Source organism: Methylobacterium variabile (assembly GCF_001043975.1).
Taxonomy (GTDB): domain Bacteria; phylum Pseudomonadota; class Alphaproteobacteria; order Rhizobiales; family Beijerinckiaceae; genus Methylobacterium; species Methylobacterium variabile.
Genome location: NZ_LABY01000321.1, coordinates 1 through 616 on the forward strand (window position 1 = coordinate 1; position 616 = coordinate 616).

At 73.7% G+C, this 616-nt stretch carries 1 protein-coding gene; it reads left to right on the plus strand.

Translation table 11 applies throughout. From position 1 onward, the window contains the following. The coding region (locus VQ02_RS38470) for a hypothetical protein (protein WP_209437096.1) at positions 1-527 on the plus strand (527 nt) is incomplete at its 5' end. Between the last annotated feature and the right edge of the window lie 89 nt (positions 528-616).

A 616-nucleotide genomic window follows, 5' to 3' on the forward strand; every position in this document is an offset into this window, starting at 1 on the left:
TGGCGAGCGCGCTGCGGCCGGAGGTCGCCGCGGTGACGGTGGTCGAGCGCGACCCCGCCATCGTCGCGCTGCACGAGGCCCTCGACATCGCCGCGCAGCTGCCGGCGGAGTCCCGGGCGAAGATCCGCGTGGTGGAGGGCGACGCCCATGCGTGGCGGCCGGACGCCCCGGTCGACCTCCTGATGCCGGATATCTGGCTCCCCCTGGTCTCGGACGGCCGGGTCGAGGAGGTGCGTCGCATGCAGGCGAATGTGCGGGCGGACGCGATCTACTTCTGGGGCCAGGAGCTCGAGATCGCCCGCCACGCCGTCGCAGCCGGGCGCGCCCTCGACGACAGGGGCATCCGCGCGACCATCGCCGATTTCGGCCTGCCGCTGATCGGGCCGGACTATCCGGGCTATGCCGGGATCCTGCGGCGGGTCGCCGGCACCCACATGCGCGGGCGCTGGTTGCCGGGCACCCCGGCGCCCCCTATCGAAGCGGAGGCGGGATCCGCCTGTCTCGCCGCTCCGCCCGATCCCGCATGATCCCCTCCGCCGATCCGTCCCAGGTCGACTCGACCGCCCACATCATCCAGGTGGCGCTGACGCCGGTCTTCCTGCTCTCCGGCATCGCG